Origin of the sequence: Psychrobacter sp. DM4 (genome assembly GCF_051307035.1) — a bacterium.
Lineage (GTDB): Bacteria > Pseudomonadota > Gammaproteobacteria > Pseudomonadales > Moraxellaceae > Psychrobacter.
The window spans coordinates 261,516-278,997 of record NZ_CP195536.1; the positions used below are offsets into that span (position 1 = coordinate 261,516).

At 44.1% G+C, this 17,482-nt stretch carries 15 protein-coding genes; 11 read left to right on the top strand and 4 right to left on the bottom strand.

Annotated elements, in window-relative coordinates; all coding sequences use genetic code 11:
- The 6 genes from ACR64G_RS01165 to pgsA all read left to right on the top strand — a co-directional run bounded on the left by ACR64G_RS01165 (position 1) and on the right by pgsA (position 8,891).
- The gene (locus ACR64G_RS01165) at positions 1–1,971 is read left to right on the top strand and encodes an AMP-dependent synthetase/ligase (protein WP_435979742.1); all 1,971 of its coding nucleotides are present in this window, start codon (positions 1–3) and stop codon (positions 1,969–1,971) included.
- 76 nt (positions 1,972–2,047) lie between these two features.
- Positions 2,048–3,274 carry an ABC transporter substrate-binding protein gene (locus ACR64G_RS01170; RefSeq protein ID WP_435979743.1) on the top strand — a complete coding sequence of 409 codons (1,227 nt, stop codon included), beginning with the start codon at positions 2,048–2,050 and terminating at the stop codon, positions 3,272–3,274.
- Positions 3,275–3,613: 339 nt separating this feature from the next.
- On the top strand, positions 3,614–5,581 hold the full coding sequence (acs, locus tag ACR64G_RS01175; RefSeq protein ID WP_435979744.1) for an acetate--CoA ligase: 1,968 nt from the start codon (positions 3,614–3,616) through the stop codon (positions 5,579–5,581).
- Between the two features lie 131 nt (positions 5,582–5,712).
- The gene (locus ACR64G_RS01180; protein ID WP_435979745.1) at positions 5,713–6,864 is read left to right on the top strand and encodes an NAD(P)/FAD-dependent oxidoreductase; all 1,152 of its coding nucleotides are present in this window, start codon (positions 5,713–5,715) and stop codon (positions 6,862–6,864) included.
- A 182-nt stretch (positions 6,865–7,046) separates the two neighbouring features.
- Positions 7,047–7,919: a hypothetical protein gene (locus tag ACR64G_RS01185; RefSeq protein WP_435979746.1), complete on the top strand. Its 873-nt coding sequence runs from the start codon at positions 7,047–7,049 to the stop codon at positions 7,917–7,919.
- A gap of 300 nt (positions 7,920–8,219) precedes the next feature.
- Complete coding sequence (gene pgsA / locus ACR64G_RS01190; protein WP_435980604.1) at positions 8,220–8,891, top strand: CDP-diacylglycerol--glycerol-3-phosphate 3-phosphatidyltransferase; 672 nt, start codon at positions 8,220–8,222, stop codon at positions 8,889–8,891.
- 91 nt (positions 8,892–8,982) lie between these two features.
- Here pgsA and ACR64G_RS01195 read toward each other — a convergent pair whose 3' ends face one another.
- A complete protein-coding gene (locus ACR64G_RS01195; RefSeq protein WP_435979747.1) occupies positions 8,983–9,477 on the bottom strand; it encodes a pyridoxamine 5'-phosphate oxidase family protein in 495 nt (164 codons plus the stop codon).
- A gap of 247 nt (positions 9,478–9,724) precedes the next feature.
- Complete coding sequence (locus ACR64G_RS01200; RefSeq protein ID WP_435979748.1) at positions 9,725–10,219, bottom strand: pyridoxamine 5'-phosphate oxidase family protein; 495 nt, start codon at positions 10,217–10,219, stop codon at positions 9,725–9,727.
- A gap of 284 nt (positions 10,220–10,503) precedes the next feature.
- On the opposite strand from ACR64G_RS01200, the gene purL reads away from it, so the two are divergent.
- The 5 genes from purL (at position 10,504) to ACR64G_RS01225 (ending at position 16,886) form a co-directional block, all read left to right on the top strand.
- Positions 10,504–14,529 (top strand): phosphoribosylformylglycinamidine synthase, encoded by a 4,026-nt coding sequence (gene purL / locus ACR64G_RS01205; RefSeq protein WP_435979749.1) that lies wholly within the window; start codon positions 10,504–10,506, stop codon positions 14,527–14,529.
- A gap of 372 nt (positions 14,530–14,901) precedes the next feature.
- Positions 14,902–15,234 carry a type II toxin-antitoxin system RelE/ParE family toxin gene (locus ACR64G_RS01210; RefSeq protein WP_435979750.1) on the top strand — a complete coding sequence of 111 codons (333 nt, stop codon included), beginning with the start codon at positions 14,902–14,904 and terminating at the stop codon, positions 15,232–15,234.
- A complete protein-coding gene (nadS, locus tag ACR64G_RS01215) occupies positions 15,227–15,508 on the top strand; it encodes a NadS family protein (RefSeq protein WP_435979751.1) in 282 nt (93 codons plus the stop codon). The genes ACR64G_RS01210 and nadS overlap by 8 nt, the downstream gene beginning before the upstream one ends.
- Positions 15,509–15,893: 385 nt before the next feature.
- The gene (locus ACR64G_RS01220; RefSeq protein ID WP_201600676.1) at positions 15,894–16,103 is read left to right on the top strand and encodes a hypothetical protein; all 210 of its coding nucleotides are present in this window, start codon (positions 15,894–15,896) and stop codon (positions 16,101–16,103) included.
- A 6-nt stretch (positions 16,104–16,109) separates the two neighbouring features.
- On the top strand, positions 16,110–16,886 hold the full coding sequence (locus tag ACR64G_RS01225) for a hypothetical protein (RefSeq protein ID WP_435979752.1): 777 nt from the start codon (positions 16,110–16,112) through the stop codon (positions 16,884–16,886).
- Between the two features lie 73 nt (positions 16,887–16,959).
- On the opposite strand, the gene ACR64G_RS01230 is transcribed toward ACR64G_RS01225, so the two are convergent.
- On the bottom strand, positions 16,960–17,151 hold the full coding sequence (locus tag ACR64G_RS01230) for a hypothetical protein (RefSeq protein ID WP_435979753.1): 192 nt from the start codon (positions 17,149–17,151) through the stop codon (positions 16,960–16,962).
- A 15-nt stretch (positions 17,152–17,166) separates the two neighbouring features.
- On the bottom strand, positions 17,167–17,331 hold the full coding sequence (locus tag ACR64G_RS01235) for a hypothetical protein (protein WP_435979754.1): 165 nt from the start codon (positions 17,329–17,331) through the stop codon (positions 17,167–17,169).
- Positions 17,332–17,482 lie beyond the last annotated feature (151 nt).

Here is a 17,482-nt window from a genome sequence, read left to right on the forward strand (position 1 = left end):
ATGACTATCTCTACTGATACCGAAAATAATATTTTATCTTCTGATACGACGGTCACTACGATCGCGCCCGTCGTGCCAGCAGCGTCTCACGATCATGCTATGAGCCCTTCTCAAAAGAATGGTCATGATACGAGTCAAAAGATACGTAATGCGCCTTTCGATCATGCGCCGCAAGTCTTAGAAGGCTGCGATACCTTGACTAAGCTTTGGCGACAAGTATGCTTGGAGCGAGGCGACAAAATCGCTCACCGCGAAAAAGATTTTGGTATTTGGCAGAGTCACAGCTGGTTAGATTATTATCATCGCAGCTGTGATATCGGTATGGCTCTTGTTGAACTTGGTTTGAGTAAAGGCGACACGGTCTCTATTCTGAGTGAAGACAACAAAGAATGGCTCTATTGTGACATGGGCACCTGCGCTGTAGGCGGGATACCCAACGGTGTCTATACGACAGACAGTCCCGAGCAGCTTGCTTATATACTCAACGACAGCCAATCTAAGTTTTTAATTGTCGAAAACGACGAGCAATTACACAAGTTTTTGGAAATTCGTGAGCAGACACCCAATGTCAAAAAAGTTATTGTCTTTGACAGCAAAGGTTTGCGTAGCTTAGATGATGATCAAGTCCTCTTTTTAGAGGAACTATATACACTTGGTAAAAATGCGGACAATGCCTTAGAGCGTTTTGGCGCGTATATCGATCAAAGTACTGCGAATGACATCCGTACCCTCATCTATACTTCAGGTACGACAGGCGATCCCAAAGGCGCAATTCTAACGCATGCCAACATTCTCTTTGAGCTAAAAACGAGCATAGATACCCTCCCCATTTTGCCGACTGATGAGCAGCTGTGTTTTTTACCTTTATGTCATGTGCTCGAGCGTTTAACCTCGGTGGATTTGCCTATTCATAGGGGCTGTATCATCAACTTTGCTGAGAGTACTGAGACGGTATTTGAGAATATGAAAGAGGTCTCACCCGATACTTTTACCGCCGTGCCACGACTGTGGGAGAAAATGTATGCCTCTATTAGTAATATGCGTAGCGATGCCAGTGCATTGAACGGCTGGGCATTTGATAAGGCTATAAAAGCAGGTCATGACTATGCTGATATTACGATGGCAGGTAACACACCGACGACATCTCAACGTCTGCGTTACGGGTTTTGGGACAAGCTGGTGCTACATAAAATTCGGGATCTTATAGGAATGAGTAATATTCGCCGTGCCACCACAGGCGCCGCCCCCATATCGCTCGATATTATCCGCTGGTTTCATGCGATAGGTGTACCTATTTATGAAGGCTACGGTATGACTGAAAGCACAGGCGTAATATCGGTAAATACGCCTCAGGAGCAGATGCCAGGTAGCGTAGGTCGGGCATTACCAAACTCTGAAGTTCGTATCGCTGATAATGGGGAGATACTTATAAAAGGTGGCCATGTGTTTGCAGGCTATTGGAATAAGCCTGAAAAAACCGCTGAGGACTTGCAAGAAGGCTGGCTACATACGGGTGATGTTGGCGAGTTAAGAGACGGCTACATATTTATTACCGGTCGTATTAAGGACATTATCATCACCGCAGGTGGCAAGAACGTTACGCCAGCGGCTATCGAGAGCAAGCTTAAATTCTCGCCTTATATCTCAGATGCGGTCATTATTGGCGATAGACGTAAATATCTGAGCTGCCTTGTAATGATAGATCAGGAGAATGTCGAAAAATACGCGCAAGATAATCAAGTGATGTTCTCAGATTTTCGCTCGCTGTGTCATGCGCCAGAAGTTATTGCGTTGATAGACGAGGTGATTCAATCTACCAATCAGACATTGGCTCAAGTAGAAACCATCAAGCACTTTCGCCTTATTGATGTACTACTCAGTCCTGAAGATGACGAGTTGACCGCGACTATGAAATTAAAAAGAAGTCTCGTTGAGAAGAAGCATCATGCGCTCATCGATTCTATGTACTGATCTCTAGCATAAATCTATTTTACCGCAGTATTAAAAGTGAACACTAACAGCGACTTAAGTCGCAAGGAGAAAGGCAATGAAATGGACATTCAAGACAACGCTGCTAGCACTATCTGTCGGTACGATAGGGTTAGTGGGTTGTAGCAATTCAGAGACGCCCGCCGCGAGCGGTACGGATGCTGAAGCTACTACTAGTGACATGCCAGTACAAGGCGTTACGGATACTGAAATTTTACTCGGTGGTGCTAATGATCTATCAGGTCCGTTTGCTGGATTTGGTAATCCTGCGGTAGCGGCTGCCAATATGTATTTCGATGAGGTGAATGCAGCTGGCGGTGTCAACGGTCGTATGATTCGCTATGTTGTCGAAGATCATTCTTATCAAGTACCAAAGGCGGTGCAGGCAGCTAATAAGCTCGTTAGCCGAGATAAAGTATTTGGTATGCTAATGTCTTTGGGTACCCCGCATAACTTAGCGAGCTTCCCTATTATGGATCGTGCTAATGTCCCTAATATCATGCCGATTACCTTTGCAAAGCCAATGCAAGAAGAAGGGGCTTTCAATCGCCGTTATACGATGGGTAGTACTTATTACGACTCTATGAAAATGGGTATGGAATACCTGATTGCCGAAAATGATATTAAAAATTTATGCGTCATGTATATCCCCTCAGACTATGGTGAAGAGACCAATGAAGCGGCTAAAGATATCAGCGATAACAACCCTAACGTCTCCTTAGTTCAGGCCAGCTCACACCGCCCTGATGAAACAGACTTTGCTGGTGCAATCGCCAAATTAAAAGAAGCCAATTGCGAGCTGATCGGTCTATCTCTTACGATACGTGGCGCTATTACTGCTGTAGGGACAGCAAACGCTATGGGCTGGACTGATGTAAAATTCATCGCTCCTGCAACCGGTTTCCATCCTGCTGTTGCTGAAGCACCAGGCGGCGCTAGTGAAGGTCTATATGCGGTGTCTTACTATAATGATTTGGCACTGAGAGCGAATGAGCCTGAGACCAAAGCCTTTATCGAGAAGTACGAAGCGGCCACAGGGGAAGATGTATCAGCAGGCGCCATTCTTGGTTATACTTCAGCAAGAATTACTGTCGAAGGGCTTAAAGCTGCGGGCAAAGATCTAAATGCCGATACTTTCAATGCGGGTATGGAAACCGTTAATTTTGTAGATGGAATCACAGGATCTACAATTGCTATTACTCCTGAGAGCCATGTCGCCTTTAATGATGTGTATCTATCGCAAGTACAAAGCGGCGCATGGAAAACAGTGACACAGCTCAAATAGCTTTCTACTTAATTCAGTTTTGCTAACGACAAGCCATACATATGTATGGCTTGTTTTGGTTATGGGCTTTGAGTTTGATAAGCATACTATTCAAGATCTCAGCTATTTATTAATTTAACACTCTTATATAAATTGTCATTATCATTTTTTAAAAAGTAACAACTCAATGATTGCCATAGATAGAGCGTTTGATTCTTTAGGAATACAGTTGTAAATTCAAATTGTTGTCATTCGTAGTCAATACCTTGCAACAGTTACTCTTATTTGCCAAACTGCTATGAGGCGTAATGATAGATATGTACCGCTATGGAATTATAATACTGTCAAAGGAAGATGACCATGACTCAAGAATCATTCCCTGTTCCAATAGAGTTTGCCGCTACTGCTAACACCTCACCTGAGCAGTACATTGCTGATTACCAGCGCTCAACTCAATCACCAAAAGCTACTGATGATTTTTGGGCCAAGCGCGCTCAGATGATCGACTGGATAAAAGCGCCAACCCTCATCAGTGATGTCAGCTATGATCTGGATGATTTTCGCATCAAATGGTTTGAGGATGGCACCCTCAATATCGCCGTTAACTGTCTGGATCGTCATCTTAAATCCAATCCACACAAGCCTGCCATCATATGGGAGGGCAATCATCCCTCCCAGCACAAAACCATATCCTACAAAGAGTTGCACGCTGAGGTATGCCGACTAGCAAATGCTATGCGCAAACTAGGTATTGGCAAGGGCGATCGCGTCACTATCTATCTGCCTATGATCCCCGAAGCTGTCGTTGCTATGCTGGCATGCGCGCGTATTGGCGCCGTGCATTCAGTGGTATTTGGGGGATTTTCGGCTGAGAGCTTGGGTAATCGCATCGTCGATAGTCAATCCAAACTGGTCATCACCGCTGATGAGAGCTTACGCGGTGACAAAATCACTCCGCTCAAAGCCAATGTCGATCGCGCCCTTAATATAGAAGGCACAGGCTGCGTGACCCAAGTCGTCGTCGTTCATCGTACCGGCAATTCTGTACCGATGAGTGGCCGCCGCGACGTCTGGTACCATACATTGATCAGCGGCGAGGCGGAACACTGCGAACCTGAAGTTATGGATAGCGAGGACCCCTTATTTATGCTCTACACCTCAGGATCAACAGGTCAGCCAAAAGGTGTCTTGCATACCACGGGCGGCTATATCACTTATGCGCTCTCGACCTTTTGTGATGTCTTCGACATAAAAGACGATGATACTTATTGGTGTACTGCTGATATTGGCTGGATTACGGGTCATACTTATAGTGTCTATGCGCCGCTGGCTAATGGCACCACGACCATCATGTTCGAGGGTGTTCCTGAGTATCCAACGTGGGCGCGCATCGGTCAAATCATTGACAAACACAATGTCAGTGTGCTCTACACCGCACCAACTGCTATCCGCTCAATGATGAAAGAGGGCGATGCGTTCGTCCGTGAGTCTGATCGTTCAAGTCTGCGTTTGCTCGGTACGGTTGGAGAACCGATCAATCCTGAGGCTTGGGACTGGTACTACCAAGTAGTCGGACAAAGCCGCTGTCCTATTGTCGATACGTGGTGGCAAACGGAAACGGGAGGTATTTTACTTGCGCCTATACCAGGAACTACTGCGCTCAAGCCAGGCGCTGCCATGAATCCTTTGTACGGTATTATCCCGCAAGTGATCGATACCGATGATACGGTACTAGAAGGTCCTGCCGAGGGCAATCTTGTCATTAGCAACAGCTGGCCGGGGCAGATGCGTACCCTTTATAACGATCACGAGCGTTTTTTGGCGACTTATTTTACTCAGTACCCAGGCTTTTATTTTACGGGTGATGGGGTGTATCGTGATGAGGACAATCATTACTGGATTACTGGCCGCGTCGATGACGTGCTCAAAGTCTCAGGGCATCGTTTGGGCACTGCGGAGGTTGAGAGTGCCATAGATTCACACCCCTCGACGGTCGAGGCCGCAGTCGTTGGCATACCGCATGATATCCGTGGCGTCGGTATTGCGGCCTTTGTTATTCTTAACACAGGGGAGATGACAAGTGACACCCTAAAGGCGGAGCTTAATCGTCATGTGCGTACGGAGATTGGGCCGATTGCCAATCTTGATGCTATCTACCTCATCGATGCGCTACCCAAAACCCGTTCAGGTAAAATAATGCGCCGTATCTTGCGCGACATAGCAGCTGGACAATACGTTGGCCTTGGTGATTTATCGACGCTTGCGGATAGTACGGTGATTAATAGCATCATCGAGGTGGTCAAAGCAGAAGATAAGGTACATCCGTAAAAATTCATGCTAATACGTCCAAAAGTTTAAGCGGCCATGTTACCAAAAGTAGCATGGCTCTTTTATGTGCTATAAAATAGGCTTGTTATACTCTCTCTATTCTCTTTCTGCTTACAAGGTTTATTGCCGTTATGACTCATTCTACCTCACTTGTTCATGATCAAAACATACCCAAGATCGCGATTATCGGTGGCGGCTTAACGGGATTGTTTACGGCTACCTTGTTAGAGCATGCCTTTGATAAGAATGAAGTTAGCATTACGATATTTGAGAAATCACGTAGCGTAGGCCGGCTAGCGACTCGTTATCGTTCGGGTAACGATACTAATAGCGATAAACAATGGCAATGGGATTTTGGCGCGCAGTTTTTTACCGCAAAATCAGCTGAATTTTCAGCCTTTATTGCGCCATGGCTAGACTCAGGGTTATTGCAGCCTTGGCTTGCGCAAGTGGTTGATCTAACGCCTGTCGATAGTACAGCAGGTACGCCAAACGTTGAGGTAAAAGAGCAGTGGGATACCGATCATGCTCGCTACATCAGCACACCAAAAATGACCAGTTGGGGCCGAGAATTAGCGGATAAGTTGCAGCAGACTACGATTCAATTCAAGACGTACGTCGCACCATTATCACAGTATGCTCACTTGCAAACTGACAGCCATTCAACTGGCAAGCAGACCGAGCTTTTTGATGAAAATGGCGAAAGCTTAGGTCATTTTGATTGGGTAATCTGCACTGCGCCAAACGTTCAAGCTATGGAGATTATGGCAGATAGCTACTTTAGTAAATATTCACAAATTATGCAGCCAAAGATGCTGGCGTGCTATACCTTGATGCTCGGTTGGAATGATATAGAGCATCTGCCACAGACGATAAGCGACGCACCTCAATGGGATGTGGCCTATATGCAGGACTCCATTCTCGATAGAGTCTTTATTGAACACCAAAAGCCTAATCATGAGCAGCTGCTACCGAGCATAACTATTCATGCCCGCAATGACTGGTCAGAGACGCACGTCGATGAGGATATCGATACCATTAAATCGCAACTACTAAGAGCGGCGCAGCAAGCCCTCAATTGGAATGACGATACCGCACCGAGTCAAATTGACTGTCATCGCTGGCGCTATGCTGCGACTATTATCGATGACAAAGATCAGCGGCTTGGTATTTTAGTTGATAAAGATAAGCAATGGATAGTGAGCGGGGACTGGTGCCATAAAGGTAATATTGAGAGCGCTTATCAAATGGCAGAGCAGACGATTGAGGCAATACTTAAGTAGTGAGTATCAGCTTTAATTGAGTACCAATTCTAAAAAAGCTGTGATTGACTCGTTAATCGCAGCTTTTTTTATACGCAGGTGGTACTGATGTTAATAAACTAATGTATATAAATATTAAATTACTATGCTATATTTTTAGAAGCTTACGTAGCAGTCTGAATCTATAGGCATAGGATAAGAAAATGAAACCAGTCAACAGTCACATGAGCAGCTCTTTTCAACCCTTCAAAGACAGTATAATCAAAAAGTTTAAAAACAAACCTGTGGTTCAAGATATAGATCTCATCCGTCTAGATGGCGAGTGCATCAAAAGTCTAATTGAGGTCAAAAAGGCCAAAGAGCTGGACTGGAAACCTTATACCAAGATATTCAAACCGCACTTACCGGTAGGCAGACGCGATGATATCAATTACAAAGCTTTATTTGCTTTAGGCAAAAAAATGGGCGTTAACGTTTGGGTGTTTCATTATGTAGAGGATAAATTAACTGAGCACGGCGTTGCATGTTTTAAGATAGTAGACATCGAGTTAAACATGACGTGGCGTACCTATAGCGATGATGGTAAAACAAATAGATACTCTCTTGAAGAGATAGAATCAGTAGTGACGGGTACTCCCTCAACTGGCTGCGCCAAACGTAATAGTCATACGGTCAAGGATTTTAATAATCCTAATATTAATAAAAATCAGAACAATCTATTTTATTTTTTTCAGTCTAATGACACCGCCAAACATTTTTATTACGTTGAATGCGGTGGCATTTGGACGATGCTGATATCGCATCCTACCAGTTACGAGCCGATATGGTTGTATATAGAATTGGACCTCGCCCTTGCCAATTTAGATCTAGATGATTGCGATCTAAAAGCAGAGTTTTTTCCGCAGATAGAGATACATGACAAAACGGGCATACCTTTGTCAATCATCTGCTACGATAATAATGATTTACAGCGCTTTACTGTGTATAAATATGATGAGGATGAGTTCCATAAACAGATTATGAGCCGTACTGATTTTATTGACTACTACGGGGCTTTTATTGCACTTATTAACTAACAAAAAAAAGCCTACAGACAGAGATCTATAGACCGAGGAAAGCGTATTTACTGTAAGAGCTAGCAGACCCACTGGAGGCATACCGAGTTATCTGTTGATTGTAATAGAAATTTGATCACTTGTTTATTTTTCATTACATCAGATTACGTTTAGAGTAGTTTTACTACAATGTCACATGTCGACATACTTTAAGTTGATCAACTATCGCTTATGCTACAGTAGTCGCAAGTATGCACAGAGACCATGACGACCTCTCTGAAAAATGATAAGCTAGCAGCCATTACGACATTGATATTTACTATGACCGAGAGCACACCATTGCAGACGCCAACGCCGCAAGACCATAAAAGTATCTTTAATCTACCAAACAACCTCACTATGGCACGGATTGTGATGATTCCGCTTTTTGTTACGATTGCCTACTGGCCGCCTGCGATGGGCATAGGTATGCCTGCGATTTCGGACAATGTTATCGCGCGCGTTGGCATGAGTGAGTTTAGTGATAGTCTGCTACGGCATCTGCTATTGACAGGTGTCTTTATTATCGCGGCGATTACCGATTGGCTCGATGGCTACTTTGCGCGTAAGCTCAATGTTATGTCCGCTTTTGGGCGTTTTTTGGATCCCGTCGCTGATAAGCTCATGGTTGCGGCAGCACTTATAATATTGGTGCAATGGCATCCCAACATTATCATGGCGATAGCCGCTATTGTCATTATCTCGCGTGAGATTGCGGTATCGGCATTGCGTGAGTGGATGGCGGAGCTAGGTAACAGCACCAGCGTTGCCGTCTCTTATGTCGGCAAACTAAAAACGACATTCCAAATGGTCGCGATTACGGTATTGCTGCTGAACTGGGAGTCACTTGAAACCATCGGTTATGTACTGATGATGGCAGCCGTGGTACTGACCTTGTGGTCGATGATGATTTACCTCAAAGCCGCTTGGCCTTATTTGAAGCAGAGCGGGTAAGATTCAAAAAGATATCTAAAGTTACCATCAATAAAAAGCCAGTCGCATATTGCCACTGGCTTTTTATTGATGGTATTTAGCTCTCAAAGTACTATAGTTCTATTGAGAAATTTTCACCTAAGCTTTTTTCAATAGCCGTATCTGTTACTGCTGCGGCTGCCATTTTAGCAGCGCTAGCGATAGCATTACCATTGGCCCAATATTCAGCGCCATGCGGGACGACTTTGATTAGCTGAACCTCTGAATCATCAATGCCCTTTTTGAAGTAGGCGTTGTACATGACTGACCACAGCTCCTCAAGCTTTTCTCTATCTTCGACCAGTTCTGCCTTACCTGTAATAGACAGGTAGTTTTTGTCGTCCTGACTAACATAAGCCAAATTCACCTGTGGATTTTTTTCGATGTTAGCAATCGTCTCAGACGGCTTATGGCCGATGAACCAAATTTCTTTGGCACCAATGCTTGTCTCAGTCGTATTCATCGGGCAAGAATGCAGATGATCCTCATGAGTACGCGTGGTCATCATCGTATATTTAATGTCATTTACCATGACCTGAATTTTATCCATCTGCTCTTGTTTACTCATAATAGAATTCCTTTTAATTTATATGATTATTTATTGATATAGCGATATCTTTTAGAAGATATCTCCCGATATTGAAACAGCTACTAACCATGAATATAGCGAAATAGGCGAATACAACGCTACAGCTAGTGTGTAATACGCTATGAAGATTTGTAAACTCTATATCTCATATGGAATATTTTAAACATAAAAAAACGTCAATAAGAGCTCTCTTATTGACGTTTAAAATGAATTTAGAACTCTTTATTTATAACGAGATATTAAATTGCTCACCCATATCTTCAGCAGTTTTACCATCTTGTAAGGCAGCAGATACCATCTTAAACATATTCACAGTAGAGCTACCGCTTATCCAGCACTCAACGCCATGCGGTACAACTTTGATCAATTGCACGTTTTCATCTTCTTTACCGTGTTCAAACCACGCATTATAAACAGGTGACCAAAGCTCTTCTAGCTTAGCTTTGTCCGTTGGCAATTCAGCGTTGGCGCTAACTGAGACATAGTTTTTTTCGTCTTGAGTAGCATAGGATAATCCAATTTTTGGATTGTCTTGGATGTCTTTGACTACATCTGAGGACTTATCCCCAATGAACCAGATCTCTTTGCCACCGATACTGCTTTCGCTAGTGGTCATCGGCCAAGCATGGACATCGCCCTTGCTGTTTATAGTACTCATCATGGCAAACTTAACGTCTTTAATAACATCTTGTACTTTATCGATATTCTCTTGCTTACTCATAAAACATCCTTTTTATATTGTTTATTTTAGTGTTAGTTTTATCTTTTCATTTAACTGCCTGTAGCATAACGATAATGGTGGCTAAAGTTATATAGGCTGCCAGTAATACGATGTGAGCGTTTGTAAGCTATATAACGGTTAGGTAAAAATATGACAAGCTTGATGATTATCAAATTATACGGCTTTTACCTGATTATTACGGGTCTTCTTGTTATAATGCGCAGACCCTCTACTTTGTATAGCAGCGCGTCTGCTATGGCCTATATTTTAGGAAACCTGCCTTTATGATGACTATCGCCGGACAGCCATTCTTGACCGACTTTCAAACCCAGCAACTCATCACCCAATTTGCACAAAAGACTGAGCTACATGTTACTCAAATAAATACGCAACAAGTATACGTGCTATCGCGTGATCTAAACGCTGATGAGCGTAAAAAAGCGCTAGATCTACTGGGTGCAAAAAACGAGACGTCCCTCGCTACTACTAAAGATAAGCAAATTCAAGTCATCGTTGGTCCACGTTTTGGCACGATTTCGCCATGGGCGAGTAAAGCGACCGATATCTTTAATAATTGTGAGCTTGAGATTCACCGCGTTGAGCGCGTTATCGTTTATACATTAACAATTGAGGGTGAAGCAGGCGAAAAACTACCAGTAGACGCTGAGCAATTATTGTTTGATCGCATGACGCAAAGCTTGGTTTATGATTTGAGTGAAGTGAGCAAGCTATTTGATGACGAACCGCCAGCATCGCTCAATCATATCGATGTGATCGGACAAGGTCAGTCGGCGCTAGAATCTGCCAATACGACATTTGGTTTTGCGTTATCAAGTGAAGACATTGATTATCTGATGAATGCGTATGTCAATGAGCTTAAGCGCAATCCAACTGACGTTGAGCTGATGATGTTTGCACAGGCGAACTCAGAGCATTGCCGTCATAAGATATTTAATGCCCAATGGACAGTCGATGGCGCAGTACAGCCGAAATCACTGTTCCAAATGATTAAGAATACTTATCAGTCGAATCCACAAGGTATCTTGTCGGCTTATAAAGACAACGCCGCAGTGATGGCTGGGGCAGAAGGGATGCGTTTTTACCCGATTCCTACCGATCCTCAAGATCCTAATTCAGCGCATCCGTATGGCTTCCATCAAGAAGCTATCGATATCTTAATGAAGGTCGAAACCCATAACCATCCAACCGCGATTGCTCCTTATGCGGGTGCAGCGACAGGTGCTGGTGGTGAAATTCGTGATGAAGGCGCGACTGGTCGTGGCGGTAAGCCAAAAGCTGGCTTGACGGGCTTTCACGTATCACACTTGCATATCCCAGAGCTCGCTGAGAAATGGGAGCAGTCAGGTCAGCTAAGTACTCAGGCTTATGGCACGCCCGATCGTATGGCAACGAGCCTTGAGATTATGACACAAGCACCACTCGGTTCAGCTAACTTCTCTAACGAGTTTGGGCGTCCAAACTTATGCGGTTATTTCCGTAGTTTCCAATTGGATACCTCAGCGGCAAAAGACGGCAGCGAGATGCGCGGCTATCATAAGCCCATCATGCTGGCAGGGGGGTACGGCAATATCAAACGCAATCTCATTGAAAAAAATCCCATTCGCCAGGGTGATTTACTGATCGTCCTTGGTGGCCCTGCGATGCAAATCGGTCTTGGCGGCGGTGCGGCGTCTTCAGTCGATAGCGGCTCACTTGATGAAGGCTTAGATTTTGCCTCAGTTCAGCGTGACAATGCTGAGATGGAGCGTCGTTGCCAAGAAGTCCTCGATCGCTGCTGGGCCTTAGCTGGTAATGAAGAGTCGGGTAGTGATGTCGATGCGAGCAATAATGGCAAAGACGGCAACCCTATCGTGTCATTACATGATGTGGGCGCTGGTGGTATCTCTAATGCAATGCCTGAACTGGTCAATGACCACGAAATGGGCGCGATACTCAACCTGCGTAAAATTCCGTCGTTAGAAGCTGGCATGTCGCCAATGGCCATCTGGTCAAACGAAGCACAAGAGCGTTATGTCCTCGCGATTCGTCCAGAAAGCGAAGCCCAATTCGACGCAATCTGTGCGCGTGAGCGCTGCCCGTATGCCATCTTGGGTACAGCTACGGATGTGCGTCAATTGGTGGTTAACGATTCGCTGCTAGATGAGCAACCTGTCGATATGCCGATGCAAGTATTGCTCGGTGGCACGCCAAAGATGAAGCGTAGCTTTGAGCGTACCGAGAGCACGTCACCAGCATTAGAGCTTGGTGATGTGAATTTAGCTGAGTCTATTACTGATGTGCTGCGTCACCCAACCGTCGCTAGTAAGTCATTTTTGATTAGCATTGGTGATCGCTCTATCACGGGCATGGTCGTGCGTGATCAGTATGTGGGTCGCTATCAAGTGCCCGTGGCAGATTGCGCGGTGACAGCGTCAGGATTGATCGCGCTTGATGGTCAGGTGATGAGCGGCGAGGCCATGAGTATCGGTGAGCGTACACCAGTGGCGCTTATCAGTCCAAAAGCTTCTGCGCGTTTAGCAGTGGGTGAAGCAATTACCAACATCGCTGGCGCGCGTATTGCTCAGTTGTCTGATATCACGATGTCAGCGAACTGGATGGCAGCATGCGGTGATGATGCAGAAGATGCGGCACTATTCGATGCGGTACATGCCGTCGGTGAAGAGCTGTGCCCAGCACTCGGTATCGCTATCCCAGTCGGTAAAGACTCGCTATCGATGCGTGCTAACTGGACAGACAGCAGTGAAGAAGGTGATACGGATAAATCAGTCGTGTCACCAATGAGCTTGGTAATTACCGCGTTTGCTCCTGTGGTTGATGTGGCAAAAACGCTAACGCCTGAGCTAATCAATGGCGATAGCGCGTTCTACCGTATTGATTTGTCTAAAGGTAAATTGCGTTTAGGCGGCTCAATCCTTGCGCAAACGCTTAGCCAATTGAGTAACGATTGCCCAGATCTAGCACAGCCAAGCGACTTGATCGACTTCTTTAACTTTATCCAAGCGGGTAACGCGCAAGGCGTCATCAGCGCTTATCACGATATCGGTGATGGTGGTCTGCTTGCAACTATCGCAGAGATGCAGTTCACTAGCCGTCAGGGTATCAAGCTTTCATTAAATGACGATAACTTACTCGGTCAGCTGTTCAGTGAGGAGCTGGGTGCAGTTATCCAAGTATTGCCAGAAAACGTCGCTGCTCTAATGCAATTGGCAGAAGAGTTTAACGTTGCTGATATGCTGAGTCTCGTTGGTCAAAGCTCTGAAGAAGACAGCTTACTTATCCAAACGCCTTTGCACATGGGTGATGATACCTTACGCTTTAGCCGTACTGAGTTACAGCAAGCGTGGACGCAGGTTAGCTATCAGATCGCGCGCCGCCGTGATAATCCAGCGTGCGTACAGCAAGAGTATGACCTAATCAGTGATGACAGTCACAAAGGCCTAATCGCTGCGCCAAACTTTGATCTCAATCAAAAGGTTGAAGCACCTTATGTAAGCAGCCGTGCTGATGCTAATAACAGCCAACCAAGAGTCGCCATCCTCCGCGAGCAAGGCGTCAACGGTCAGACAGAAATGGCAGCAGGCTTTACCCAAGCGGGTTTTGAAGCGGTCGATGTACACATGAGCGATCTACTGAGTGGTCGTATCAATCTACGTGACTTCGACGGTCTGGTCGCGTGTGGTGGCTTTAGTTATGGTGATGTATTGGGCGCAGGCTCTGGCTGGGCGAACTCTATCCTGTTCCATGACGAGTTACGCATGCAGTTTGTGCGCTTCTTTGCCCGTCCTGATACCTTCTCACTAGGCGTCTGTAATGGCTGTCAGATGATGGCTCAGTTAAAAGACCTCATCCCAGGTGCAGATAATTTCCCACGCTTCATCGCCAACCAATCGGCTCGTTTTGAGGCGCGTACGGTCAATGTCAAAGTCGAGCGTACCAAGTCCATCCTATTCAAAGGCATGCAAGATAGTATCTTACCGATTGCTGTCGCCCATGGGGAAGGCTACGCCACGCTTAACGAGACCGAAATCGATGGCATGTCCAAACACGGTCAGCTAGCGATGCGTTATGTCGATAGCCAAGGTCATCCTACTGAGACTTATCCGCTCAATCCAAACGGCTCGCTCGGCGGTGTCACGGGTCTGTGTAGTACTGATGGTCGCGTCACTATCATGATGCCGCATCCTGAGCGTAACTTAAAAGCCTATAACCACAGCTGGAAACCAGAAGCGTGGGATGAGGACGGTGCGTGGATGCGTATGTTCCGTAATGCGCGGGCTTGGTTGCGTTAAGATATAAGGTAATTTGTTCTAAGGTATAGTTTTAGATAGCTGTTTTTTAAAATAAGAAGGTGGGCTTAGGCTCACCTTTTTTGTGTTTGGGATTTGGGTTTTTGAGAAATAGGGGAGCTAATCCCGCCTTTCGCTTGTATCTGCCAGTCTGGGCGAGGCGCTGGCTACGGTTTGGGTCGTCGCTTGCTCCGCGTCGACACCCCAAAACCTACCCATCGCAACTCGCCCAAACCAGCAGGATACCGCTACAGTCGGTGCTAAACCGCGCCTCAAGACTACTGTTTATAGTTGGTTTGAAATTTGCTAAAAAATACTATTGGAAATATACGTCAATGACGTATATACTTGAGAAATAACGATAAAGGATTATAGATGCTACATTTTATAGAAACCCCGTTATTTACCAAACAAGTGCTTAAATTGTTGGATGATGATAACTATAAAGAGCTGCAAGCGGATTTGATAAATAATCCAGACCAAGGGGCTTTAATTCAAGGTACAGGTGGTGTCAGAAAAACTAGATGGGCGCTGAATCAAGGTAAAAGTGGTGGCGTACGTATCATCTATTATTTTGTTGATAGTCACGGCATATTTTTTATGTTGCTTGCCTATCCAAAAAATAAAAAGGTCAGTTTATCGAGTCAAGAAAAATCTAGCTTGTATAAACTAACTCAACAAATCAAAGAGGTATATAATCATGAGTAATGAATTTTATGATGATCTATCAACGTCATTGAATCAAGCATTAGCAATTGCCAAAGGGGACGCCCAACCTAGCCGACAGTTTAGTCATGAAATGCCCGATATTAAATTAATTCGTACTAAGACAGGGTTATCGCAACAGCAGTTTGCCGATAAGCTAAATATCAGCTCTCGTACTTTACAGAACTGGGAACAAGGGACTAGAAATCCAACAGGGGCGACGATTACGCTTATGCGCTTGTTGGATAAGCAGCCTGATTTGATTGGTTTGGCTTAAGCTGGAAACCAGAAGCGTGGGATGAGGACGGTGCGTGGATGCGTATGTTCCGTAATGCTCGTGCTTGGTTGCGATAGACTGGTTTGATTTGGTTGTTTTAGATAATAAAAAAGGTGGGCTTCGGCTCACCTTTTTTGTGTTTGGAATTTGCTTTTATTTGGGAGCATTTCCCGCCTTTTTATTTCAAGCGTGAACTTTGTCCATTACGACAGAAAAAATTTTTCTTAACAATTAACGTGTTTTCCATTACAGAAGAAACATTCGCATAATGAGAAGTAATTGCTGACTTTATGCGTTTAGTATATTATAAATAATCAAGGCAACTACTTATTACCCTATAGAATTGCTGGATTAGCAAGTTCTAGCTTGTATAAGGACTATGGCAATGAACATTGTAAACAAAGCACTTAATATATTTGCAAACCCGAAAGGTTGTAAAAAAGATATGAATGAGCGTCTTATCGTTGACGAATATGGTAACTTACGTGTGAACTATGAGAACAAGAGTGTGCAAGAGGGAATGACAAAGCAGATCCAAGCATTGAAAAGAATGGAAGCCAGAAAATTATCTGAAACCGAGGGTGAAGCTGGTTAGTGTACTATGGGCCTATTAGCAGTAGTATATATTTTAATTTTAGGATATATGGAGGCGTCGTCTAAGCCTACTAAAAAAAACGTACTTAGACGCAGTGCTGGGTGGGAAGCATATGTTTATTTAGCTTCTAATGGCGTAAGCGTTATTATAGGTGGGATGTGCATCTATTTTTTCGGTTACCTAGTCTCGTGGATAATAAATTGGATTATAGAAACTATTTCATTATGTGTTTTTCACTCTGCTTTCAGCACTCTAGCATGGTCAAACGAAAAGATATTTAGTATCAAACTTTTTAATGAACATCCTATTTATTTTCATGCATTGATAGTCGCTTTTTTTGCATGGATCGTTTGTGAGGGACAAAAGGGGCCCAATAATTCAGAAGATGATTATAAATCACTTATGGGCCTAGATGGTGTTCTAAATATAGTTATCCACGCTATGCAGAAAGACTCTTTTGTCAAGGTTTCTCTAAAATCTCGAAAGGTATACATTGGTTTTGTAGTAAGCGAACAATTTAATAATGTTGATTTAGAAAATATAATGATTATTCCATTTTTAAGTGGATATAGAGATAAAGATTTACTTACATTGATCACTAATTGCAATTACATGCCTATGTACGAAAAAAACAAATTTTTAGATGATAATGATAAAGTAAACTCTGAAAAAATTGATGACTTGAAGATGCTTATTAGAGTTGATGAGATTGAAACTATATCCCTTTTTGATCCTCTCTACTATGAAGATTTTGAAACCTATGATGCCTCTAGACTAGTATAGTTGACGCTTACTTCTGACTCAACGCAGGTCAATAAAAGAATTTACGTTGTTTTATTTCAGTATTTTCTTCCAATTATTCATCCTCCAAACCCTTCTTCGCCTCAGCCATCAACTCCTTTACCCGAGCACTCTCCCTAAGCACACAAGCCTCATATTCAGACAGCGATTCACCTTCTTGTTGTTGCTGATTTTCCTGCTCTTCTTTAGCTTTGGCTTCTAGATACTCTTCAAGTTTTTGTTGTTCATCTTGCTGTGAATGACTCATGACTGACTCCTTATACTATTTATTTGCTGACGATGCTATTCGATTAAACATAGTGGCAAGTCTGGCGTTATTTTCTTCGATATATTTATCGCCTAGCGCTAATATCTCATCCGGTGCTTGTACCGTTTCGGGATAGTGTTTCAGTCCACTTTGAATAGCCGCATTACCATTGGAGACCATTTTAGGTAAGCTCTTTTTGGTGGCTTCAAAGTGACATTGCCAAGCGAGTACCCAAGTGCCACGCTGTTTATGCTGTGGTGTTTGATAGATAAAGCCTTGATTTGCCCATGCTTCCGAAGTGGCAATAGTAGTTGCGCCTTGTGGACAGTCA